This window comes from Pseudomonas sp. JL3, from assembly GCF_031570575.1.
GTDB lineage: Bacteria > Pseudomonadota > Gammaproteobacteria > Pseudomonadales > Pseudomonadaceae > Aquipseudomonas > Aquipseudomonas cucumis.
In genome coordinates, this window is the sequence record NZ_JAKWJK010000012.1 from 157,549 (window position 1) to 179,708 (window position 22,160).

The 22,160-nt window shown below is 59.7% G+C and carries 20 protein-coding genes; 10 read left to right on the forward strand and 10 right to left on the reverse strand.

Annotation, left to right across the window (positions count from 1 at the left end; translation table 11 throughout):
• Positions 1–199: 199 nt before the first annotated feature.
• The 6 genes from gatC to MMG91_RS20205 all read left to right on the forward strand — a co-directional run bounded on the left by gatC (position 200) and on the right by MMG91_RS20205 (position 5,403).
• Entirely contained in the window at positions 200–487 is a 288-nt protein-coding gene (gene gatC, locus MMG91_RS20180) for an Asp-tRNA(Asn)/Glu-tRNA(Gln) amidotransferase subunit GatC (RefSeq protein ID WP_007901429.1), read from the forward strand.
• Between the two features lie 16 nt (positions 488–503).
• Entirely contained in the window at positions 504–1,955 is a 1,452-nt protein-coding gene (gene gatA, locus MMG91_RS20185; protein ID WP_310660494.1) for an Asp-tRNA(Asn)/Glu-tRNA(Gln) amidotransferase subunit GatA, read from the forward strand.
• Between the two features lie 10 nt (positions 1,956–1,965).
• The gene (gene gatB, locus MMG91_RS20190) at positions 1,966–3,411 is read left to right on the forward strand and encodes an Asp-tRNA(Asn)/Glu-tRNA(Gln) amidotransferase subunit GatB (protein WP_310660495.1); all 1,446 of its coding nucleotides are present in this window, start codon (positions 1,966–1,968) and stop codon (positions 3,409–3,411) included.
• A 128-nt stretch (positions 3,412–3,539) separates the two neighbouring features.
• Positions 3,540–3,914 (forward strand): septal ring lytic transglycosylase RlpA family protein, encoded by a 375-nt coding sequence (locus MMG91_RS20195; protein ID WP_123355900.1) that lies wholly within the window; start codon positions 3,540–3,542, stop codon positions 3,912–3,914.
• A gap of 50 nt (positions 3,915–3,964) precedes the next feature.
• A complete protein-coding gene (locus MMG91_RS20200) occupies positions 3,965–5,026 on the forward strand; it encodes a calcium/sodium antiporter (RefSeq protein ID WP_305504538.1) in 1,062 nt (353 codons plus the stop codon).
• Positions 5,023–5,403, forward strand: coding sequence for a carboxymuconolactone decarboxylase family protein (locus MMG91_RS20205; protein WP_052965594.1), 381 nt, complete (start codon positions 5,023–5,025; stop codon positions 5,401–5,403). The genes MMG91_RS20200 and MMG91_RS20205 overlap by 4 nt, the downstream gene beginning before the upstream one ends.
• A gap of 30 nt (positions 5,404–5,433) precedes the next feature.
• Here the strand turns inward: MMG91_RS20205 and MMG91_RS20210 are convergent, their stop codons facing one another.
• The 5 genes from MMG91_RS20210 to kdgD form a co-directional block, all read right to left on the reverse strand.
• On the reverse strand, positions 5,434–6,375 hold the full coding sequence (locus MMG91_RS20210; RefSeq protein ID WP_305504536.1) for an AEC family transporter: 942 nt from the start codon (positions 6,373–6,375) through the stop codon (positions 5,434–5,436).
• Between the two features lie 167 nt (positions 6,376–6,542).
• On the reverse strand, positions 6,543–8,096 hold the full coding sequence (gene garD, locus MMG91_RS20215; RefSeq protein WP_305504534.1) for a galactarate dehydratase: 1,554 nt from the start codon (positions 8,094–8,096) through the stop codon (positions 6,543–6,545).
• An 11-nt stretch (positions 8,097–8,107) separates the two neighbouring features.
• Positions 8,108–9,475 carry an MFS transporter gene (locus MMG91_RS20220; RefSeq protein ID WP_305448199.1) on the reverse strand — a complete coding sequence of 456 codons (1,368 nt, stop codon included), beginning with the start codon at positions 9,473–9,475 and terminating at the stop codon, positions 8,108–8,110.
• 85 nt (positions 9,476–9,560) lie between these two features.
• Entirely contained in the window at positions 9,561–11,006 is a 1,446-nt protein-coding gene (locus MMG91_RS20225; protein ID WP_310660496.1) for an aldehyde dehydrogenase family protein, read from the reverse strand.
• Between the two features lie 60 nt (positions 11,007–11,066).
• Entirely contained in the window at positions 11,067–11,978 is a 912-nt protein-coding gene (kdgD, locus tag MMG91_RS20230) for a 5-dehydro-4-deoxyglucarate dehydratase (protein ID WP_310660497.1), read from the reverse strand.
• 234 nt (positions 11,979–12,212) lie between these two features.
• Between kdgD and MMG91_RS20235 the strand changes: the two genes are divergently transcribed.
• Together MMG91_RS20235 and MMG91_RS20240 are read left to right on the forward strand one after the other, a co-directional pair.
• Complete coding sequence (locus MMG91_RS20235; RefSeq protein WP_310660498.1) at positions 12,213–13,544, forward strand: phospholipase; 1,332 nt, start codon at positions 12,213–12,215, stop codon at positions 13,542–13,544.
• A gap of 14 nt (positions 13,545–13,558) precedes the next feature.
• Positions 13,559–13,750 (forward strand): hypothetical protein, encoded by a 192-nt coding sequence (locus MMG91_RS20240; protein ID WP_310660499.1) that lies wholly within the window; start codon positions 13,559–13,561, stop codon positions 13,748–13,750.
• Between the two features lie 158 nt (positions 13,751–13,908).
• Here the strand turns inward: MMG91_RS20240 and MMG91_RS20245 are convergent, their stop codons facing one another.
• The 4 genes from MMG91_RS20245 to MMG91_RS20260 all read right to left on the reverse strand — a co-directional run bounded on the left by MMG91_RS20245 (position 13,909) and on the right by MMG91_RS20260 (position 18,394).
• Positions 13,909–14,658 carry a FadR/GntR family transcriptional regulator gene (locus MMG91_RS20245; protein WP_038978943.1) on the reverse strand — a complete coding sequence of 250 codons (750 nt, stop codon included), beginning with the start codon at positions 14,656–14,658 and terminating at the stop codon, positions 13,909–13,911.
• Between the two features lie 96 nt (positions 14,659–14,754).
• Complete coding sequence (locus MMG91_RS20250) at positions 14,755–16,482, reverse strand: ABC transporter ATP-binding protein/permease (RefSeq protein ID WP_310660500.1); 1,728 nt, start codon at positions 16,480–16,482, stop codon at positions 14,755–14,757.
• 96 nt (positions 16,483–16,578) lie between these two features.
• Positions 16,579–17,139: a response regulator transcription factor gene (locus MMG91_RS20255; RefSeq protein WP_007901386.1), complete on the reverse strand. Its 561-nt coding sequence runs from the start codon at positions 17,137–17,139 to the stop codon at positions 16,579–16,581.
• Positions 17,132–18,394: an ATP-binding protein gene (locus tag MMG91_RS20260; protein WP_305448192.1), complete on the reverse strand. Its 1,263-nt coding sequence runs from the start codon at positions 18,392–18,394 to the stop codon at positions 17,132–17,134. The genes MMG91_RS20255 and MMG91_RS20260 overlap by 8 nt, the downstream gene beginning before the upstream one ends.
• Positions 18,395–18,714: 320 nt before the next feature.
• Here MMG91_RS20260 and MMG91_RS20265 point away from each other — a divergent pair, with 320 nt between their 5' ends.
• Positions 18,715–19,431, forward strand: a complete 717-nt coding sequence (locus MMG91_RS20265) for an SIMPL domain-containing protein (RefSeq protein WP_038978941.1) — start codon at positions 18,715–18,717, stop codon at positions 19,429–19,431.
• A gap of 125 nt (positions 19,432–19,556) precedes the next feature.
• Here the strand turns inward: MMG91_RS20265 and MMG91_RS20270 are convergent, their stop codons facing one another.
• A complete protein-coding gene (locus MMG91_RS20270) occupies positions 19,557–19,928 on the reverse strand; it encodes a DUF6124 family protein (protein WP_310660501.1) in 372 nt (123 codons plus the stop codon).
• A 542-nt stretch (positions 19,929–20,470) separates the two neighbouring features.
• Here MMG91_RS20270 and MMG91_RS20275 point away from each other — a divergent pair.
• Positions 20,471–22,081, forward strand: coding sequence for an ABC transporter substrate-binding protein (locus tag MMG91_RS20275; RefSeq protein ID WP_310660502.1), 1,611 nt, complete (start codon positions 20,471–20,473; stop codon positions 22,079–22,081).
• The last annotated feature ends 79 nt before the right edge of the window (positions 22,082–22,160 follow it).

A 22,160-nucleotide genomic window follows, 5' to 3' on the forward strand; every position in this document is an offset into this window, starting at 1 on the left:
CCTAGGCAACGCGTGGGTAAAAAAGTGCGGCAAACTCTAACAACGACAGGGATTTTGGGCAAGGCGCCAATATGTTAAATTGGCCGCTTTTCTGTGCACCAAGCCCCACAATCGCGGCCTTGAGACCGTAGAAATGCGGTAGTGTTCCGACAATCTAACACACGGACGCCGTCCGTTCTGTTTTCCACTGGAGAATCCCATGGCGCTTGAACGCTCCGACGTGGAAAAAATCGCTCATTTGGCCTGCCTTGGCCTCAATGATGCCGATCTTCCACACATCACTTCGGCCCTGAACAGCATTCTCGGGCTGGTTGACGAAATGCAAGCGGTCAATACCGACGGTATCGAGCCGCTGGCCCACCCATTGGAAGCGAGCCAGCGCCTGCGTGCAGACGTCGTGACCGAAACCAATCATCGCGAGGCCTATCAGTCCATCGCACCAGCGGTCGAAAACGGCCTGTATCTGGTTCCGAAAGTCATCGACTAAAGGGAAAGAGCCTGCAATGCATCAATTGACTCTGGCCGAGATCGCCCGCGGACTCGCCGATAAAAAGTTTTCTTCCGAAGAGCTGACCAAAGTCCTGCTGGCGCGCATCGCCCAGCTCGACCCGCAGCTCAACAGTTTCATCAGCCTCACCGAAGACCTGGCGCTCCAGCAGGCGAAAGCCGCTGACGCTCGTCGGGCCAACGGTGAGAGCGGCGCCCTGCTCGGCGCGCCGATCGCCCACAAAGACCTGTTCTGCACCCAGGGCATCCGCACCAGCTGCGGTTCGAAGATGCTCGACAACTTCAAAGCACCGTACGACGCCACCGTGGTCGCCAAACTGGCTGCTGCCGGGGCCGTGACCCTGGGCAAGACCAACATGGACGAATTCGCCATGGGGTCGGCCAACGAGTCGAGTTACTACGGCCCGGTGAAAAACCCGTGGAACCTGGAATACGTTCCGGGCGGCTCGTCTGGCGGTTCGGCTGCTGCGGTAGCCGCTCGTCTGCTGCCAGCGGCGACTGGCACCGACACCGGCGGCTCGATTCGTCAGCCCGCCGCGCTGACCAACCTCACCGGTCTGAAACCGACGTACGGTCGCGTTTCGCGCTGGGGCATGATCGCCTACGCGTCCAGCCTCGATCAGGGCGGCCCATTGGCCCGCACCGCCGAAGACTGCGCGATCCTGCTGCAAGGCATGGCCGGTTTCGACCCGCAGGACTCCACCAGCATCGACGAGCCCGTGCCTGATTACAGCGCCGGCCTCAACGGTTCGCTGCAAGGCCTGCGCATCGGCGTGCCGAAGGAATACTTCAGCGCCGGTCTGGACCCACGCATCGCCGATCTTGTCATGGCCAGCGTTGAAGAGCTGAAAAAGCTCGGCGCCGTGGTCAAGGAAATCAGCCTGCCGAACATGCAGCACGCAATCCCTGCGTACTACGTGATCGCCCCGGCGGAAGCGTCTTCCAACCTGTCGCGTTTCGACGGCGTGCGTTTCGGCTATCGCTGCGAAGACCCGAAAAACCTGGAAGACCTGTACAAGCGTTCCCGTGGCGAAGGTTTCGGCCCGGAAGTGCAGCGCCGGATCATGGTCGGTGCCTACGCGCTGTCGGCCGGCTACTACGACGCCTACTACCTGAAGGCGCAGAAAATCCGTCGTCTGATCAAGAACGACTTCATGGCTGCCTTTGATGAGGTCGACATCATCCTCGGCCCAACCACGCCGAACCCGGCCTGGAAGCTCGGCGCCAAGAACAGCGACCCGGTCGCTGCGTACCTGGAAGACGTCTACACCATCACCGCCAACCTCGCCGGTCTGCCGGGCTTGTCCATGCCTGCAGGTTTTGTCGATGGCCTGCCGGTCGGCGTGCAATTGCTCGCCCCGTATTTCCAGGAAGGTCGCCTGTTGAACGTTGCCCATCAGTATCAGCAGAACACTGACTGGCACACCCGCACCCCAACCGGCTTCTGAGGAGAAACACATGCAATGGGAAGTCGTGATCGGGCTGGAGATTCATACCCAGCTCACCACCCGGTCGAAAATCTTTTCCGGTAGTTCCACCACTTTCGGTTCCGAGCCGAACACCCAGGCCAGCCTGGTCGATCTGGGCATGCCCGGCGTATTGCCGGTGCTGAACCAGGAAGCGGTGCGCATGGCGGTGATGTTCGGTCTGGCCATCGATGCCGAGATCGGTCAGCACAACGTGTTCGCCCGGAAAAACTATTTCTACCCGGACCTGCCCAAGGGTTATCAGATCAGCCAGATGGAATTGCCGATCGTCGGCAAGGGCCACCTGGACATCGCCCTGGAAGATGGCACGGTCAAACGCGTCGGTATTACCCGCGCGCACCTGGAAGAAGACGCCGGTAAAAGCCTTCACGAAGAGTTCAACGGTGCCACCGGCATCGACCTGAACCGCGCCGGCACGCCGTTGCTGGAAATCGTTTCCGAGCCGGACATGCGCAGCGCCAAGGAAGCCGTGGCTTACGTCAAGGCTATCCACGCGCTGGTGCGCTACCTGGGCATCTGCGACGGCAACATGGCCGAAGGCTCGCTGCGTTGCGATTGCAACGTGTCGATCCGTCCAAAGGGTCAGGTTGAGTTCGGTACGCGCTGCGAGATCAAGAACGTCAACTCCTTCCGCTTCATTGAGAAGGCAATCAACAGCGAAGTGCAGCGTCAGATCGAACTGATCGAAGACGGCGGCAAGGTGATCCAGCAGACTCGCCTGTACGACCCGAACAAGGACGAAACCCGTCCGATGCGCAGCAAAGAGGAAGCCAACGACTACCGTTACTTCCCCGATCCGGACCTGCTGCCGGTGGTCATCGAGGACTCGTTCCTCAACGACGTGCGCGCCACCCTGCCGGAACTGCCACCGCAGAAACGCGAGCGCTTCCAGGAACAGTTCGGCCTGTCGGTCTACGACGCCAGCGTCCTGGCCACCAGCCGCGAGCAAGCCGACTACTTCGAAAAAGTCGTGAGCATCAGTGGCGACGCCAAACTGGCGGCCAACTGGGTGATGGTTGAACTGGGCAGCCTGTTGAACAAGCAAGGCCTGGATATCGACCAGTCGCCGGTTTCGGCCGAGCAACTGGGCGGCATGCTGCTGCGCATCAAGGACAACACCATCTCCGGCAAGATTGCCAAAGTGGTGTTTGAAGCCATGGCCAACGGCGAAGGCAGCGCGGACGAGATCATCGACAAGCGCGGCCTCAAGCAAGTGACCGACACCGGCGCGATCTCGGCAGTGCTGGACGAAATGCTCGCGGCCAACGCCGAGCAGGTCGAACAATACCGTGCGGCAGACGAAGCCAAACGCGGCAAGATGTTCGGCTTCTTCGTCGGCCAGGCCATGAAAGCCTCCAAAGGCAAGGCCAACCCGCAACAGGTCAACGAACTGCTTAAAAGCAAGCTCGAAGGCTAACCACAGTGATCGTTCCCACGCTCTGCGTGGGAACGCCTCATTGGACGCTCTGCGTCCGCTTTTGTGACGCGGAGCGTCACGGGCTGCATTCCCACGCGGAGCGTGGGAACGATCATGGGGTCACCCTAATGAAACGTCTGCTCAGTGCCTGCGCCCTGCTCTCTCTGCTGGCCGGTTGTGCCAGTACGGATACCATCGATCCACACGGCTACGACAAGACCGGCGTAGCTTCGTATTACGGCGCCAAACACCATGGCAAACGCACCGCCAGTGGCGAGCGTTTCAACCAGCACGGCCTGACCGCCGCCCATCGCCAGTTGCCGTTCGGCACCCGGGTGAAGATTACCAACCTGAATAACGACAGGTCCTGCGTGGTGCGCGTCAACGACCGCGGGCCATACTCCCGTGGGCGCCTGATCGACGTGTCACGTGAAGCGGCCGAACAGTTGGGCATGCTGCGCAGTGGCACCGCGAAAGTTCGCGTGCAAGCCCTCGACGATTGATAGACGGAGCGCTGACTATTTTCGGACTTGCCGATTTACCCCTGATCAGCGTGATTGAATTGTTCAGCGGCCTGTTTTTACTGATCGCCGGCGCCGAACTGATGGTGCGCGCGGCCGTGCGCCTGGCCGCGCGGCTGCATGTGCGGCCGCTGATCATCGGCCTGACCATCGTGGCCCTCGGCAGCAGCGCACCGCAGATGGCGGTCAGCCTGCAAGCCACCCTGGCGCAAAACGCCGACATCGCCGTCGGCAGCGTGATCGGCAGCAGCATCTTCAACATCCTTGTCACCCTCGGGCTTTCGGCGCTGATAATTCCGCTGCGGGTTTCGCGGCAATTGGTGCGCCTGGATATTCCGCTGATGATCGGCGCCAGCCTGCTGGTGTTCGTACTGGCATGGAACGAAGAGCTGAACCGCACAGACGGCATTATTCTGCTGGGCGCGCTGGTGCTGTATCTGGGCTTGATACTGCGTCAGTCGCGGCACTCGGCTCGTCCAGCATCGGGGGCTCATGAGGCACCGCAGGCACCGTGGTTCAGCAGCTTGCTGATGATCGTCGCCGGGCTGGCGATGCTGGTGTTCGCCGGGCATTTGCTGCTCGGCGCCGCGGTGGCTGTCGCGACCGACCTGGGGTTGTCGGAGCGGATCATCGGCCTGACCATCGTCGCCGTCAGCACCTCCCTGCCGGAGCTGGCCACTTCGTTGATCGCTGCGTTGCGCGGTCAGCGGGACATCGCGGTGGGCAACGTGATCGGCAGCAACCTGCTCAACCTCTTGGGCGTGCTCGGTCTTACCGCATTGATCGCGCCGTCGCCGCTGTCGGTCTCGCCGAACGCCCTGGATTTCGACCTGCCGGTGATGCTCGGTGTCGCAGTGCTGTGCCTGCCGGTGTTCTATTCCGGCTACCGGGTCACGCGCGCCGAAGGCCTGCTGTTTTTGGGTTTGTACCTGGCCTATGGGCTGCACGTGGTGTCGTTCACCACCGGCATGCCGCTGGCCGGCAAGCTTGAACACCTGATGCTGCTTTTCGTCCTGCCGGCGCTGGGGGCGTTCTTGCTATTCACATCGCTGCGCGCCTGGCGTCGCCAACACCATAAGAGGGAATTGCCATGAGCACTGACAAAAAGCCTGGGGTTGAAGTCCGCCGCCAAGTGATGGGCGACGTCTTCGTCGACCGCGCCTTGGGTAACGCCACCGAGTTCACCCAACCGTTGCAGGACTTCGTCAACGAACACGCCTGGGGCGGAGTGTGGAATCGTGAAGGCCTGCCGCTGAAAACCCGCAGCCTGATCACCCTCGCCGCGCTGACCGCGTTGAAGTGCCCACAAGAATTGAAAGGCCATGTGCGCGGTGCACTGAACAACGGCTGCACCGTGGAAGAGATTCGCGAGGCGCTGCTGCATTGCGCGGTGTATGCCGGCGTGCCGGCGGCGATCGATGCGTTTCGGGCGGCGCAGGAAGTGATTGATACCTATCAGAAGCCGGAGTAGGCGATCTGAAGAACACCGCAAAACCTTCGGCTAAATCCACCCACCCCACTGCAACAAAAAGATCCCGACGTTGGTGGTGACCGCCGCCATCAGCGTGGTAATCACAATGATCGCCGCCGCCAGTTCATGGTTGCCATTGGCCGCTCGGGCCATGACGAAACTGGCCGCGGCAGTCGGGCTGCCGAAGTACAGAAACAAAATCCCCAACTCCGCCCCGCGAAACCCCCAGAGCCAGGCACCGAGTGTCGCCAGCACCGGTAGGCCGATCATCTTCACCAGGCTGGAACTCAGCGCCATCGTGCCGCTTTTGCGCATCGCCGCCAGCGACAACGTGCCACCGATGCAGATCAATGCCAATGGCAAAGTGGTTTGTGCCAGGTACTGGCCGGACGTCTCCAGCCACCCCGGCAAACCGATCTTGAAATACGCAAACGGCGCCGCCGCAAACACGCTGATGATCAACGGGTTGACCATCACGCTTTTGCAGATACTCCACGGGTCAGACTTGATCACCGGGCTGTAGACCGCCAGCACGATGGTCGAAAGCGTGTTGTAAAACAGGATCACCAACGCTGCGAGAATGGCCCCGAGGGAAATCCCGTAGTCGCCGTACATACTCGCCGCCAGGGCCAGACCGATAACGCCGTTGTTGCCACGGAAAGCGCCTTGGGTATAGATGCCTCGGTCTTCCCGCGGGCATTTCCAGATCGCCCAGCCCCAGGCAATCGCAAAGCACGCCAGCGTCGCGACCGAGAAGTAGATCAGCAGCGCCGGTTGCAGTGCGGCGTGCAGGTCGGCATGCAAGATGCCCAGAAACAGCAACGCCGGCATGGTGACGTTGAACACCAGGGCCGACGCGGTATGAATGAAGTTGTCGTTGATCCAGTCGATGCGCTTGAGCAGCGCCCCCAGAAACAGCATGGCAAACACCGGCGCGGTGATGTTCAGGGTTTCGAGGAAAATAGCCAGCATGCCGGGAGAACCTTGGGTGGGCGTCGTTAGGGGGCTAATGATAAGCCACTTTCACCCGGATCGTTCCCACGCTCTGCGTGGGAATGCCTCTTGTGACGCTCTGCGTCACGCTTTTGGGACGCAGAGCGTCCCGGGCTGCATTCCTTTGCTGCGCGTGGGAACGATCATTACGTGATAGGTGCAGGGTTGAACAAGGTAATGTCGTTATGCAGCTTATGCTGCTCCGCCCACGTCTGTTTCTTGCCGCTGGCCACATCAAGGTAGTAGTGGAACAACTCCCAGCCGAGGTCCTCGATCGAAGCTCGCCCGGTAGCAATCCGCCCGGCATCGATATCAATCAAATCCGGCCAGCGTTGCGCCAGTTCTGTGCGGGTCGACACCTTCACCACCGGCGCCATCGCCAAACCATACGGCGTACCGCGCCCGGTGGTGAACACATGCAGGTTCATCCCCGCCGCCAACTGCAACGTCCCGCAGACAAAATCACTGGCCGGGGTCGCGCAGAAAATCAGCCCTTTGCGCTTGAAGCGCTCGCCAGGGCCGAGCACCCCATTGATCGCGCTGCTGCCGGATTTGACGATCGAGCCCAGGGACTTCTCGACAATATTCGACAACCCGCCCTTCTTGTTCCCCGGTGTGGTATTGGCACTGCGATCCGCTTCGCCCTTGGCCAGGTAACGGTCGTACCAGTCCATTTCCCGCACCAGTTCCTGAGCCACTTCCTCGGTTTCGGCGCGGGACGTCAGCAGGTAAATCGCGTCGCGCACCTCGGTGACTTCGGAAAACATCACCGTCGCACCGGCCCGCAGCAACAGGTCCGAGGCATAGCCCAGTGCCGGGTTGGCAGTGATGCCAGAGAACGCATCGCTGCCGCCGCACTGCATGCCGAGGATCAGTTCGGACGCCGGCACGGTTTCCCGACGACGCAGATTGAGCTTCTTCAAACGAGTCTCGGCCAGCGCCATGATCTGCTCGATCATCTCGGTGAAACCATGACTGGAATCCTGCAAGCGATACAACCACGGTTCGCTCAAATCCACCGAGCTGTCGTTCTCGTGCATCACCTGCCCGGCCTGCAATTTCTCGCAGCCCAGGCTGATCACCAGCGCTTCGCCCCCCAGGTTCGGGTTGCGCGCCAGATTGCGCACCGTGCGAATCGGGATGTACGCATCGGTGGCGGTGATCGCCACGCCGCAGCCGTAACTGTGGGTCAGCGCCACCACATCGTCGACGTTCGGGTACTTGGGCAGCAACTCATCCTTGATGCGTTTTACCGCGTGATCCAGCACGCCGGTGACGCATTGCACAGTGGTGGTGATGCCGAGAATATTGCGCGTGCCGACGGTGCCGTCGGCGTTGCGATAACCCTCGAACGTGAAACCTTCCAGCGGTGCCTGCGCAGCCGGTACTTCGGTGGACAGCGGCAGGCTGTCCAGCGGTGGCGCGGTGGGCATGCGCAGTTGATCTTCCTTGACCCAGCTGCCACGCGGAATCGGCTGCAATGCGTAGCCGATCGTCTGGCCGTAACGAATCACCTGACCGCCCTCGGGAATATCCTCGAGAGTGACCTTGTGGCTCTGCGGCACGAAATCCACGGTGACCAAACCATCGGGGAATTCGGTACCGGCCGGTACGCCCTGATCGTTGACCACGATCACCACATTGTCCCGCTCGTGCAGGCGGATGTAGCGCGGCGAGTCGGAATGTTCAATCAACTGCATGACGCCGCTCCTCAGGAATGCGCTTCAGATAACTTATTGTTGGTTTCAGGACCGCTGACAGGCGGCTCTTTGAGTACCACACGCTTGATCGGGCCAACGATCACCAGATAGCTGAATACGGCTACCAGCGCGTTGCAACCAACGAACACCAGTGCCCATTTGAACGAGCCGGTGGAGCTGATGATGTAACCGATAACGATCGGCGTGGTGATCGACGCGATGTTGCCGAAGGTGTTGAACAGGCCACCGCTGAGACCGGCGATCTGTTTCGGCGAGGTGTCGGACACCACCGCCCAGCCCAATGCACCCACACCTTTGCCGAAGAACGCCAGGGCCATGAAGCCGACGACCATCCATTCCACGTCCACATAGTTGCAAGCCACGATGCTACTGGAAACCAGCAAGCCAGCGATGATCGGCGCCTTGCGGGCGAACGTCAGCGAGTGACCTTTGCGTAGCAGGTAATCGGAAATCACCCCGCCAAGCACACCACCGATAAACCCGCAGATCGCCGGCAGCGAGGCAATGAAACCGGCCTTGAGGATGGTCATGCCGCGCTCCTGCACCAGGTACACCGGGAACCAGGTGAGGAAGAAGTAAGTGATGCCGTTGATGCAATACTGGCCCAGATACACGCCGAGCATCATGCGGTTGGTGAGCAGTTGGCGGATGTAGTCCCACTTCGGACCGTCGCCTTTTTTGCCTTTGCCTTTGTCCTGGTCCATGTCGACCATGCCGCCGTTGTCGGCGATGTGTTTGAACTCGGCGTCGTTGATCATCGGGTGTTGGCGCGGGCTGTAGATCACCTTCAGCCAGATCCCCGAGAAGACAATACCGATCACGCCCATGACGATGAACACGTGCTGCCAGCCAAAGCTGTAGACGATCCAGCCCATCAGCGGCGCGAACAACACCGTGGCGAAGTATTGCGCCGAGTTGAAGATCGCAGACGCTGTACCGCGCTCAGCGGTCGGGAACCAGGCCGCCACGATACGTGCGTTGCCGGGGAAGGATGGCGCTTCGGCCAGGCCCACCAAAAAGCGCAGCATGAACAGCGCGACGACGGCGGTGGAAAGCCCGAATTCACCGACATAGCCTTGCAGCACGGTGAACAGCGACCAGGTGAAAATGCTCAGGGCGTAGATTTTTTTCGAACCGAAACGGTCCAGCAGCCAGCCACCGGGAATTTGCCCGGCCACGTAGGCCCAACCGAATGCGGAGAAGATATAACCGAGGGTGACCGCGTCGATGCCGAGGTCTTTTTGCAGGCTGGAGCCGGCGATTGCGATGGTGGCCCGGTCGGCGTAGTTGATCGTGGTCACCAGAAACAGCATGAGCAGGATCAAATAGCGGACGTGAGTCGGCTTGGTCGATTGCATTGTAGATGTACTCCCACTGATTATTTTTATGCGCGGGTGAAGCAGTTGTGTTGCGGTATCGATGCCGATACCGCGGTGTTTCCTGTCAGGAGCCGATGTAGCTGGTCTTCACGACCGTATAAAACTCTTGCGCATAGCGACCTTGCTCACGTGACCCATAGGATGAACCTTTACGCCCACCGAACGGAACGTGGTAATCCACGCCGGCGGTCGGCAGGTTGACCATCACCATCCCGGCCTGGGAGTGGCGTTTGAAGTGGTTGGCGTACTTGAGCGACGTGGTAGCGATGCCCGCCGACAGACCGAACTCGGTGTCATTGGCCATGGCCAGCGCTGCCTCGTAATCGGCCACGCGAACGATATTGGCCACCGGGCCGAAGATCTCTTCGCGGCTGATGCGCATCGCCGCTGTGCTGTCGACAAACAGCGTCGGGGCGAGGAAGTAGCCTTCCGTGTCGCAGGTCACAAGACCACCGCCACTGACCAGACGTGCACCTTCGGACTGGCCGATGTCGATGTACTTCATGTCCTGTTCAAGCTGAGCCTGCGAGACGACCGGACCGATATCAGTGCCGGTTTTCAGCGCGTGGCCAACCTTGATCGACTTCATGCGCTCGGCCATGGCTTCGACGAACTGGTCGTGAATCCCGGCGGTGACAATGAAGCGGCTCGACGCGGTGCAACGCTGGCCGGTGGAGTAGAACGCGCTCTGTACCGACAGCTCGACCGCTTGCTTGAGGTCGGCGTCATCGAGAATGATCTGCGGGTTCTTGCCGCCCATTTCCAGCTGAACCTTGGCCTGGCGCGAGACGCAGCTGACAGCGATCTGACGACCCACGCCCACGGAACCGGTAAAGCTGATGCCATCAACTTTCGGGCTCTGTACCAGCGCATCGCCAACCACGCGACCGCTGCCCATCACCAGGTTGAACACGCCGGCCGGGAAGCCCGCGCGGGAGATGATTTCCGCCAGCGCCCAGGCGCAGCCCGGTACCAGATCAGCAGGCTTCAGCACGACGCAGTTGCCGTAAGCCAGAGCCGGAGCGATTTTCCACGCTGGGATCGCAATCGGGAAATTCCACGGGGTGATCAGGCCGACCACACCGAGCGCTTCGCGAGTGACTTCGACGTTGACGCCCGGACGCACCGACGGCAAGTAATCGCCGGACAGGCGCAGGCATTCGCCGGCGAAGAACTTGAAGATATTACCGGCGCGAGTCACTTCGCCGATGGCTTCGGGCAGGGTCTTGCCTTCTTCCCGGGCCAGCAAAGTGCCGAGCTCTTCGCGACGAGCGAGGATTTCAGTACCGACTTTATCCAGTGAATCGTGACGTGCCTGAATGCCCGAAGTGGACCAGGCCGGAAACGCGGCGCGAGCGGCGTCGATGGCGGCGTGGACCTGAGCCAGATCGGCCTTGGCGTAGTCGCCGATGGTATCGGTCAGCTCGGACGGGTTGATGTTGGCGCAATAATCACTGCCCGCCACCCATTCGCCGTTGATGTAGTTATCGAAACGCTTTGAATCAACCACGGAATCATCTCCTCACGCAAAAAGCCGCTGATTGCTCAGCGGCCCAGGTTTTATCGAGTGTTACTGCGCACCTTGCTTGTCGATCAGCGCGGCGAGCATTTCGTACTCTTCACCCGTCAGATCGGTCAGCGGCGCACGCACAGGGCCTGCGTCGAAGCCTGCGATTTTCGCTCCGGCCTTGACGATGCTCACGGCGTAACCGGCCTTGCGGTTACGGATGTCCAGGTACGGCAGGAAGAAGTCATCGATGATTTTGCCAACCGTGGCGTGATCTTCACGAGCAATGGCGTGGTAGAAATCCATCGCGGTTTTCGGGATGAAGTTGAACACCGCCGAGGAGTAAACCGGTACGCCCAGCGCCTTGTAGGCTGCGGCGTAGACTTCGGCGGTCGGCAGACCACCCAGGTAGCTGAAGCGATCACCGAGACGGCGACGGATCGACACCATCAACTCGATATCGCCCAGGCCATCCTTGTAACCGATCAGGTTCGGGCAGCGCTCGGCCAGACGTTCCAGCAATGGAGCGGTCAGGCGGCAGACGTTGCGGTTGTAAACCACCACGCCGATTTTTACCGATTTGCATACCGCTTCAACGTGGTCGGCAACACCATCCTGGCTGGCTTCGGTCAGGTAGTGCGGCAGCAGCAACAGGCCTTTGGCGCCCAGACGCTCGGCTTCCTGAGCGTATTCGATGGCTTGACGAGTCGAACCGCCAACACCGGCCAGGATCGGTACGCTCGTGGCGCAGGTGTCGACGGCAGTCTTGATGATTTCCGAATATTCGCTGGCCGCCAGAGAGAAGAACTCACCGGTGCCGCCCGCGGCGAACAATGCCGAGGCGTCGTATGGGGCCAGCCATTCGAGACGTTTGATGTAGCCCGCGCGATGGAAATCGCCCTGAGCATTGAAGTCGGTGACCGGGAACGACAGCAGGCCGGAAGAGAGGATGGACTTCAGTTCTTGTGGATTCATTATTCGAACACCCTGGTAGCAACGTTGTGTGAGAAAACCGTTCAGCCTTCGCCGAAGTTGTAGGTCATCGTACAACTTAAAATATAACCGTCAACTGCATTTCATCGCGGACCTCAAAATTCGCGTCGGAAAAAGTAATCCCTTGACGTAGGAAAGTTCTCATCTATGATCCAGATAACTGTATATACATACAGTTTAATTTGATTCTACCTACGACATATCAAGGAGCTAGAAATGTCAGGACTACACGCACAATCGAAGGAAAATACCCGACAGGTCATTGCCGATCTGGATGATCTTTTTACCGAGCACGGCATCGCCTTTTCTGGCAATGGCGACACGCTTAAGCTCACCGCTGGCGGCCATCACGGCCCCAAACATCAGCATCAAGGCCTGCTGCCGACGCCACCGAAAAAGGCGCTGAAAAGCGCGCCCCAGTTGAGGTTTGAAGGTGCAGAACATACCGCGATCGGCGACAGCACCCTGCTGCGTTTCGTCAAGGATGCGCCTGCCATACCGGCCTCGCAGGTGGAGTTGCACCTGCCCAATGGCCTGGCATTGACCTATGGGCAAGTGATTGCGTTGGGGGGTGATTTTTATGGAGTTCCCGATCAACCGATCTGCGAAGGCGCAACAGCGACGGACCGAATCCTGCGTTTTACCAATGCCTTCAACTCCCTGGCGGTACTGCCGGCCTCAAACGCCGAGGTGAAGTTGATCCTCGGCGTCATGCAGAAGGAAATCGCCGCCATCAATCAAGCGATCAGGGAGGGTAAACAGCCGCACGAGGCTTATGACGCCTTGGGTGATACGTTGTCGGAAGAGTGGAACAAAATCACCGGCGGCGGCAGCTTCGTCTCGGCGCTGTTCCCTTTGGGGCGTTATCTGAAACTGGCCGCCAACAATGCCGACCACTTTGCCGAATGGGCGTTGCTGGCTTACATCGCCGGGCACACGGCAGCTCTGCAACATGCGGTACTGGCCCACAACAGCGGCGATGAAAAGCAGTTGGAACAGGCCTATGCGATGAACGCTTTTGCCGATCACTACCTGACCGACCTGTATTCCGCCGGTCACCTGCGAGTACCGCGCAAACAGTTGGCGGCGGTGGTCACGCCCAGTGATCTCGGTTCGTTGATTACCCGTTTCATGCACGATGAAGACAGCAAGTTCGGCCTCAACGTGAGCAATGGCAACGGCGATCGCTGGCACGCCTACGGCGACAAGCGCTACTTCGACGCCATCGACAGCGCCAATCGCGCTCAGGTGAATCAAGCGGTTCAGGTGTCGGCGGATGAAGTGTTCGCGGCGTACCTCGGTGGCACCGCTCCATCGGCCGGCAGCTTCGCTGCTTTGAAAAGACTGCCCGACCTGCAAGCGGTACTGAACCCGGCAGGCAATTTCTCACCGCTGTTCAAGGTTGAGGGCGCCAAGGTGCTGCGGCGCAAGGACGTCAACAACCTGAACGATACTGCCACCGTGGATGATTGGTGGGGCTGGAGCACTTACCTCCTGCTCAAGGACTACCAACCAACCGGCGTGCTGAATTCAGCGGCCAATGCCTGATAAGGGGATCACTGATGACTATCAAATTGAAACTGGAACTGGCTTCGGGCCAATCGCTGAAAGGCGCACCGCTGGAATTGTTGTCGAAAGGCTTGCCAATTGCCCGGGCGGTTGTGGATGAGCGCGGGAATGCGGTTTTTGATGCCAAATCTGGGGCTGCTGAGTTGGCGGTGAGGGTGGATCGTTCGATTTTGAGGACTGGCTGAAGTTACTGCGAGATGGCCACCGGCCCTTTCGTGAGCAAGCCCGTTCCCACATTGGATCTTCGGTGAACGCATTTTTTGTGAACAACCGAGATCAAGTGTGGGAGCGGGCTTGCTCGCGAAAGCAATCTATCAGGCAACAAATCCCCAACCTGCAAAACCTATCCCCGCTGCGCCTGCGCCTCTTCATGCGCCTGGCGCAACCGCTCGCGGCTATTCGTCAGATGCAACCGCATCGCGGCCCGCGCCGCATCGGAATCCTGGCGGGCAATTGCGTCGTAAATCTCTTCGTGCTCGCGACTCAGACGACTCATGTAGTGCTGTTGATCATCATGGGCCAGACGCGCGGAATTAAGGCGCGTGCGCGGAATGATGCTGGTGCCCAGATGGGTCATGATGTCGGTAAAGTAGCGGTTGCCGGTGGCCAGGGCGATTTGCAGGTGGAACTGGAAGTCCGAAGCCACCGCATCGCTGGCGTGGGAAGCGCTTTCATTCAGCGCATCCAGCGCTGCACGCATCAACGCCAACTGCTCAGCGCTGCGACGTTGCGCGGCAAGGCCGGCGGATTCCACTTCCAGGCTGATGCGCAATTCCAGAATGGCCAGCACATCACGCAAGGTCACCACGGTGGCCGGATCGATGCGAAAACCGCTCGGGCTCGGCGTGTCGAGCACAAAGGTGCCGATACCGTGGCGGGTTTCCACCTGCCCGGCGGCCTGCAAACGGGAAATCGCTTCGCGTACCACGGTGCGGCTGACGCCATGGGCATCCATGATCGCCGACTCGGTGGGCAATTTGTCGCCACGTTTGAGATGACCGTCGCGGATCTGCTCGGACAGCACCGTCACCAGTTCCTGAGCGAGGCTGCGGCGCTTGCGAGGGAGGCGAGGTGCGTCGATCGGGTTTTCCATGGTGAACGTCTTTCTCGAAAATTCGGCTGAATCCGCATCATAGCTCAACACGGTTGTACGATCACCACCGCCTCTGTAGGAGCGAGGCGGTGGTGATCAGGCGGTCACGGTTTGGTCCACCAGATGGCCATTCTCGATCCGCACATGCCGTGGGTGGAAGCGCTTCAGGCTGCTGCGATGGCCGACGCTGACAATGCTCAACCCCGGTAACTCATCAATCAACGCCTGATACAGCGACGCTTCATCCTCTTCGTCCATCGCCGAAGTCGCTTCGTCCATGTACAGCCATTGCGGCGCATAAAGCAGCGCACGGGCAAAGGCCAGACGTTGCTGCTCACCCGGCGAGAGCATGCGCTGCCAGTGATTGGCCTCATCCAGACGCGAAACCAGGTGCGGCAAGCGGCAGGTTTCCAGAACGTGGGCATAACGCTCGTGCGGGTAGGTGTCGCCGGGTTGTGGATAACTCAGCGCTTCGCGCAAGGTGCCAATCGGCAGATAGGGTTTTTGCGGCAGGAACAGATAACGCGCCGTCGGCAGACGGATGCTGCCATGGCCAGTCGGCCAAAGGTGCCCCATCGCCCGCAGCAACGTCGACTTGCCGCTGCCGGAACGACCGCTGAGCATGACGCGCTCGCCCTCCTCCACGGTCATGTCGGCGTTGGTGAGCAGATGACGACCGTCAGCGAGGTCGAGCCCAAGGTTTTGCACCTTCAGCGCCGAGCCTTGATTCTGCACGTCGATGGCCGGTACGCGTTCTTCGTTGTCGGTCATGGCCTGACGGAAACTCAGCAGACGATCACACGTGGCACGCCACTCGGCGAGGTCCTGGTACGCGCTGATGAACCAGCTGAAGTTCTCCTGGACGTTGCCGAATGCGGAGTTGATTTGCATCAGCTCACCAAGCTCGATCTTGCCAGCGAAGTAACGCGGCGCCGCGACCATGAACGGAAAGATGATTGCGATCTGCGCATAACCGGAGGTGAAGAAGGTCAGGCGCTTGGACACCTTCATGATGTCCCAGAAGTTGTGCCAGACCAGACCGAAGCGGCTGCTCAAACGACGGTTCTCGTTGGGCTCGCCGTTGTATAGCGCAATGCTTTCGGCATTTTCGCGGACCCGCACCATGGAGAAACGCAAGTCGGCTTCGAAACGTTGCTGGTTATTGTTGAGGCCGATCAAGCGACGACCGATCACGTGCGTCAGCCAGCTGCCGACGGCGGCATAAACCAGCGCGCACCAGAACATGTAGCCGGGGATCGTGAAGCCAAACACTTCGATACTGCCCGACACGCCCCACAAAATGATCGAGAACGACACCAGGCTAACGATGTTACGGATCAAACCCAGGCCCAAGCCCAAGGTATTGGTGGTGAACTTGTTGAGGTCTTCGGAAATCCGCTGGTCCGGGTTATCGGTGTAACCGCCCTGCTCCAGCTGGTAGTAATTTTTGTTGGTGAGCCAGCGGGCGAAGTGCTTTTCGGTGAGCCACGCCCGCCAGCGAATGGTCAGCATCTGAGTCAGATAAAGCCGGTACACCGCGCCGAGAATCGCCACGGCGGCGATGCCGCAGAAATACAGGATCAACTGCCAGAACGCCGCTTCGTCCTTCTTCTGCAGGGCGTTGTAGAAATCCTTGTACCAACTGTTGATCCACACCGAAATCGCCACGCTGAACAATGACAGCGCGATCACCGCAATCAGCAACGTCCAGGCCTTGCCCTTCTCTTCGCTGCGCCAGTAAGGCGTGGTCATCGCCCAGACTTTGCGAAAAAATTGCCCGCGCACAGCATCGTTGACCGCGGAATATTCAGCGTTCTGATTCATGGATAAGGCTCGATAAAGAAAAGAACACACACGAGCCGATCATAAATGATCGGTTCGTGTTATCGCGAGGGCTGGCGATAATCGTTCAGCGTCCGTTCAGCGACGGACCGGGCGCTTCTGCAGTTTGCGCTGCAGCGTGCGGCGGTGCATGCCCAGGGCGCGGGCGGTGGCGGAAATGTTGCCTTCGTGCTCGGTCAGTACGCGCTGGATGTGCTCCCACTGGAGACGGTCCACCGACATCGGGTTTTCCGGCACCAGGGTGTCAAGGTCGGCGTGCTCGGAGAGCAACGCGGCCAGCACATCATCGGCGTCCGCCGGTTTGCACAGGTAATTGCAGGCACCGCGCTTGATCGCCTCGACGGCGGTGGCAATGCTCGAGTAACCGGTGAGGATTACCACGCGCATTTCCGGGTCGAGTTCGAGCAGTTTTGGCAACAACACCAGGCCCGAATCGCCGTCCATCTTCAGATCAAGGGCGGCATAATCCGGAATGTCGGCCTGGGCAATGGTCAAGCCTTCTTCGGCGGAACCTGCCGTGCTGACGCGAAAACCGCGGCGGGCCATGGCGCGGGCCATTACGCGGGTGAAGGTTGCGTCGTCGTCTACCAGCAGCAAATGCGGCAGTTCTTCGCCTTCGACTTGGATCTCGTCACTCATGTTCGTCTCCTCGGGCGACACGGGGCAGGCGCAGCTCGGTGAGCGTGCCGCCTTCCTCATGACTGTAGAGTTTCACTGAGCCGCCGGCGCGTGTCACGCTGGCCTTGCTCAAAAACAGGCCCAGGCCGAAACCTTTGCCCTTGGTGGTAAAAAACGGTTTGCCGATTTGTTCGGCAATGGCCAATGGCACACCGGCGCCATGGTCGCGAATGCTGATGGTCAAGTCCTCGGCATTCCAGTCCAGGGTTACCTGCAAGCCTTCGGGGCAAGCGTCGGCGGCGTTGTTCAGCAAATTTAGCAGGGCCTGGGTCAGGTCCGGTGGCGGCGCCATGCGCGGCACAGTCCCCTGGCCCAGGCGCTGGAAGCGGTAACTGGCTTCCGGGCGCATCAAATGCCAGCGATTCAGGGCTTCGTCGAGCCAATCGGTGACGTCCTGCATTTCCACCGCCAGACGACGATTGGCCTCGGCGGCGCGCACCAGTTGCTGCAAGGTTTCCTTGCACAACTTGACCTGATCCTGCAACACCTTCAGATCGTCCTGCAACATCGGGTCAGGGTGATCCTGCTGCATTTCCTTAAGCAGCACGCTCATGGTCGCCAGCGGTGTGCCCAGTTCATGGGCGGCGCCGGCAGCCTGGGTCGCGACGGCCAGCAATTGCTGATCGCGCAGCCCTTCTTCGCGACGAATGGCACGCAGTTCTTCCTGACGACGCAGCTCCTCGGCCATGCGCGCGGCGAAGAACGTGATCACCGCTGCTGCCAGGGCGAAGCTCAACCACATGCCGTAGATCTGCAGGTTCTCCCGGGCGATCGGGAACGTTTCCAACGGGTAGAACCGCGCCAGCAGCAACGTATACAGCGCCAGGGCGATACCCGACAGAATCACCGAATAGCGCCACGGCAAGGTCACGGCAGCGATGGTCAGCGGCACCAGATAATAAGAGACGAACGGGTTGGTCGAACCGCCGGAGAAGTACAACAGCGCACTGTGGATAAACAGATCACAGGCCAGTTGCAGGGCATATTCGAGCTCAGTCACCGGCCACGAGGTGCGTAGTCGCACCGCCGTGAACGCGCACAGCAGCGTCGAGCAACCCAGGGTCATTGCCAGTTGCACCCACGGCAACGGCAGCAGGTCGAACCAGTAGGCCAGGCCCACGGAACCGGCCTGAGCGGCCAGCACCAGCGTGCGGATGAAAGTCAGCCGCCAGAGGTTCTGGCGAGTAGCGGAAGTGATTTGAACGGGGGCGAGCATGAGCTCTCCTGATGAGCGCTCCAGGCGGATCGCACGGAGTATAACCAAGCCACGGGCCTGAGAGGCGAAAGTGCGGCAAACGACCACATGACAGGGATGTTTGCTGCATCTCCATGGACGTCATCGCGGGCAAGCCATTTCATTATTGGAATGCGTTCCCCTGTGGGAGCGTGGCTTGCCCGCGATTGGCCGCGAAGCGGCCACCTGCTATTCATCTGTATCGAAGTTGTAACTGTGCGAACCGGATCATTGAAGCTAGAGTCTGATGGTTTCACGCAGGTTCGGACCTCAACCCCTGCGCACCGTCCAAGGAGCTTTTCATGCACACATTGCGCCGCAGCGCCGCCCTTCTTGCCTTAAGCGTTGGCACCGTCGTCAGCCTCCCGGCCCTGGCCGTCGACGAACTGCATTACAACCAGATCTCCCTGCGCGCCGAAGTCAGCCAGGAAGTGGCCCGCGACCTGATGATCGTGACCCTCTACACCGAAGAGCAAAACACTGACCCGGCCAAACTCGCCGCTGACGTCAGCACCACCATGAACAAAGCACTGGCCCAGGCTAAAGAAGTCAAGGACATCACCCTGCGCCAGGGCAGCCGCAACAGCTATCCGATCTACGACACCAAAGGCCAGAAAATCACCGGCTGGCGTGAACGCGCCGAACTGCGCCTGGAAAGCTCGGACTTCGCCGCTCTCTCCAAACTCACCGGCGAACTGCTCACCGACCTGAAAATGGGCGGCATGGACTTCGCCATCGCCACCCCAACCCGCAAGGCCAGCGAAGACGCCCTGCTCAAAGAAGCCGTGACCGCCTTCAAGTCCCGCGCCCAACTGGCCACCGACGCCCTGGGCGGCAAGAGCTACAAAATCGTCAACCTGAACCTCAACAGCAATGGTTATCCTCAACCGTACATGCGCGGCCCGATGATGATGAAAGCTGCCGGCATGGATTCCGCGCCAGTGACCCCGGAAGTTGAAGCCGGCACCAGCCAGGTCAGCATGACGGCGGATGGGGCGATTGAAGTGTTGATGCAATGATTCGATAACCCGACATGAAAAAACGGCGATCACCGAAGTGATCGCCGTTTTTTTGCGCCAGAAGAATCTGGTTGTGACTGTCAGCTTACTGGTGAAAGCACGGACGTCATCGCAGTGATTCAGAATTAAGTCTGCGGATCGACGTTATCCAACGCCCGATTCACCGCCAATTCCGCCAGCATGATGATCTGTTGAATCGCCAACACGGTGTTGCGCTGCGGGCCGATCAGGTTCGTGGCGAAATCACTGGCCAGGACACTGGCCGAGGCCAATGACTCGCAGGCTTGTGCCAGGAGACTTTCGGTGTCCATGTCAGGGGCAACCAAGTACATCGTGCTGGGGCGACGAGGTCGTGCGGCGTAAGGCTTGGGAGGATTGAGGTAGTAGTCAAGCGCGCGCTTTGTGGCTTCGCGGTCTTTGAGTAGCTCTTCGGCGCGCAAGGCTTCGGCGATTGGGTTGGTTTTTTTAAAGTTCGAATCAGAATTATCATCGTCCATTTGCAGCTCCTAATCACAATTGGAGCCATCACTTGCCATTATGGTCGTGAGGGCTTTCGCCCTACTGATTTCAGGTTTCCACTCCTGGTCGCTGGTTTTGCAGCGACAGCCAAAGACTAGAGAGCCCGCTTCCGACGGACAACCTGAAAGATGCGTGGGAAAGGTCTGAGTTCTGATACATCCGTTAAACATTCAAAAGCGGAACGCGGAGCGTCCCTGGCGGCATTCCCACGCGGGAGCGTGGGAACGATCATTCAGGTACAGAACGAAAGAGATGGGTCGGCTGTCAGGCCGCCACCAAGGGGTATGCCCGAACAGAGGGGTCCCCCTCAAAAAACGATATTTCCACCCTCCCCGCCAACAACGCTACCCTCAGGAAAACATCGNTTCAGGTACAGAACGAAAGAGATGGGTCGGCTGTCAGGCCGCCACCAAGGGGTATGCCCGAACAGAGGGGTCCCCCTCAAAAAACGATATTTCCACCCTCCCCGCCAACAACGCTACCCTCAGGAAAACATCGCCGCAAAGCCCTCGGGGACTCCATGGAAAGAACCACCGTCAAACCACTCCTGCTCGCTCTCGCCCTCGCCACAACCGCATCACTGGCACAAACCGCCCAAGCCGCCACCACCCTGGTCTACTGCTCCGAAGCCAGCCCGGCCGGCTTCGACCCCAGCCAATACACCAGCGGCACCGACTTCGATGCCTCCGCCGAAACCGTCTTCAACCGCCTCACCCAATTCAAACGCGGCGGCACCGAAATCGAACCCGGCCTGGCAACAAAATGGGACGTGTCCAAGGACGGCCTCACCTACACCTTCCACCTGCGCGAAGGCGTGAAATTCCATACCACCGACTACTTCACCCCGACCCGCGACTTCAACGCCGACGACGTGTTGTTCACCTTCCAGCGCCTGCTCGACCCGCAGAATGCGTTCCGTAAAGCCTACCCCGCCGAGTCGCCATACTTCACCGACATGGGCCTGAACACCACGATCAAAAGCATCGACAGGATCGACGACCACACCGTGCGCTTCAACCTGAACAACATCGACGCCGCGTTCGTGCAAAACCTCGCCATGAGCTTCGCCTCGGTGCAGTCCGCCGAATACGCCGCCCAACTGTTGAAAGAAGGCAAAGCCGCCGACCTCAACCAGAAACCGGTCGGCACCGGCCCCTTCGTGTTCAAGCGCTATCAAAAGGACTCGCAGATCCGCTACGCCGCCAACAAGGCCTACTGGAAACCCGAGGACGTGAAGCTCGATAACCTGATTTTCTCGATCACCCCGGACGCCGCCGTGCGCTTGCAGAAGCTCAAGGCCGGCGAGTGCCAGGTCAGCGGCTACCCGCGCCCGGCAGACATTGAAGTGATGGAGAAAGATCCAAACCTGCGGGTACTCAAACAAGCCGGTTTCAACCTCGGCTTTCTCGCCTACAACGTGACTCACCCGCCGCTGGACCAGCTCAAGGTGCGTCAGGCCCTGGATATGGCCATCGACAAACCGGCGATCATCAAAGCGGTCTACCAGAGTGCCGGGCAACTGGCGCAAAACGCTTTGCCGCCAGCGCAATGGTCCTACGACCCGAGTATCAAAGACGCACCACACGACCCGACCAAAGCCCGAGCGCTACTGAAAGAAGCAGGGGTTGCACCCGGTACCACTATCGATTTGTGGGCCATGACCGTGCAGCGCGCCTCCAACCCCAACGCGCGGATGTCGGCACAGATGATCCAGCAGGATTGGGAGAAAGTCGGCATCAAGGCCAACATCGTCAGCTATGAGTGGGGCGAGTACATCAAGCGCGCCAAGAACGGCGAACACGACGCCATGATTTACGGCTGGACCGGCGACAACGGTGACCCGGACAACTGGCTCGGCGTGCTGTACAGCTGCGCCGCGGTGAAAGGCAGCAACTACGCCAAGTGGTGTGACCCGGCCTACGACAAGCTGGTGCAACAAGCCAAGGTGTCCACCGACAAACAGCAGCGGGTCAACCTGTACCAACAGGCACAGCAAATCCTTAAGCAACAGGTGCCGATTACACCCATTGCGAATTCGACGGTGTTTCAGCCACTGCGCAAGGAAGTCAGCGACTTCAAGATCAGCCCTTTCGGCCTTACTCCTTTCTATGGAGTGGGTATAAATAAGTAACACCAGGCGCCAACCGGGTGCACCAAACGCCCCGGTTGCCCCTTGTCGGTGCGCGATTTGCACCGTAAAAAACCTGCGC

What these genes read in the sequence shown, in the direction of transcription:
- gatC (WP_007901429.1), top strand. Translation starts at nt 200, where the DNA reads ATGGCGCTTGAACGCTCCGACGTGGAAAAAATCGCTCATTTGGCCTGC.
- gatA (WP_310660494.1), top strand. Translation starts at nt 504, where the DNA reads ATGCATCAATTGACTCTGGCCGAGATCGCCCGCGGACTCGCCGATAAA.
- gatB (WP_310660495.1), top strand. Translation starts at nt 1,966, where the DNA reads ATGCAATGGGAAGTCGTGATCGGGCTGGAGATTCATACCCAGCTCACC.
- MMG91_RS20195 (WP_123355900.1), top strand. Translation starts at nt 3,540, where the DNA reads ATGAAACGTCTGCTCAGTGCCTGCGCCCTGCTCTCTCTGCTGGCCGGT.
- MMG91_RS20205 (WP_052965594.1), top strand. Translation starts at nt 5,023, where the DNA reads ATGAGCACTGACAAAAAGCCTGGGGTTGAAGTCCGCCGCCAAGTGATG.
- MMG91_RS20210 (WP_305504536.1), bottom strand. Translation starts at nt 6,375, where the DNA reads ATGCTGGCTATTTTCCTCGAAACCCTGAACATCACCGCGCCGGTGTTT.
- garD (WP_305504534.1), bottom strand. Translation starts at nt 8,096, where the DNA reads ATGCAGTTGATTGAACATTCCGACTCGCCGCGCTACATCCGCCTGCAC.
- MMG91_RS20220 (WP_305448199.1), bottom strand. Translation starts at nt 9,475, where the DNA reads ATGCAATCGACCAAGCCGACTCACGTCCGCTATTTGATCCTGCTCATG.
- kdgD (WP_310660497.1), bottom strand. Translation starts at nt 11,978, where the DNA reads ATGAATCCACAAGAACTGAAGTCCATCCTCTCTTCCGGCCTGCTGTCG.
- MMG91_RS20235 (WP_310660498.1), top strand. Translation starts at nt 12,213, where the DNA reads ATGTCAGGACTACACGCACAATCGAAGGAAAATACCCGACAGGTCATT.
- MMG91_RS20240 (WP_310660499.1), top strand. Translation starts at nt 13,559, where the DNA reads ATGACTATCAAATTGAAACTGGAACTGGCTTCGGGCCAATCGCTGAAA.
- MMG91_RS20245 (WP_038978943.1), bottom strand. Translation starts at nt 14,658, where the DNA reads ATGGAAAACCCGATCGACGCACCTCGCCTCCCTCGCAAGCGCCGCAGC.
- MMG91_RS20250 (WP_310660500.1), bottom strand. Translation starts at nt 16,482, where the DNA reads ATGAATCAGAACGCTGAATATTCCGCGGTCAACGATGCTGTGCGCGGG.
- MMG91_RS20255 (WP_007901386.1), bottom strand. Translation starts at nt 17,139, where the DNA reads ATGAGTGACGAGATCCAAGTCGAAGGCGAAGAACTGCCGCATTTGCTG.
- MMG91_RS20260 (WP_305448192.1), bottom strand. Translation starts at nt 18,394, where the DNA reads ATGCTCGCCCCCGTTCAAATCACTTCCGCTACTCGCCAGAACCTCTGG.
- MMG91_RS20265 (WP_038978941.1), top strand. Translation starts at nt 18,715, where the DNA reads ATGCACACATTGCGCCGCAGCGCCGCCCTTCTTGCCTTAAGCGTTGGC.
- MMG91_RS20270 (WP_310660501.1), bottom strand. Translation starts at nt 19,928, where the DNA reads ATGGACGATGATAATTCTGATTCGAACTTTAAAAAAACCAACCCAATC.
- MMG91_RS20275 (WP_310660502.1), top strand. Translation starts at nt 20,471, where the DNA reads ATGGAAAGAACCACCGTCAAACCACTCCTGCTCGCTCTCGCCCTCGCC.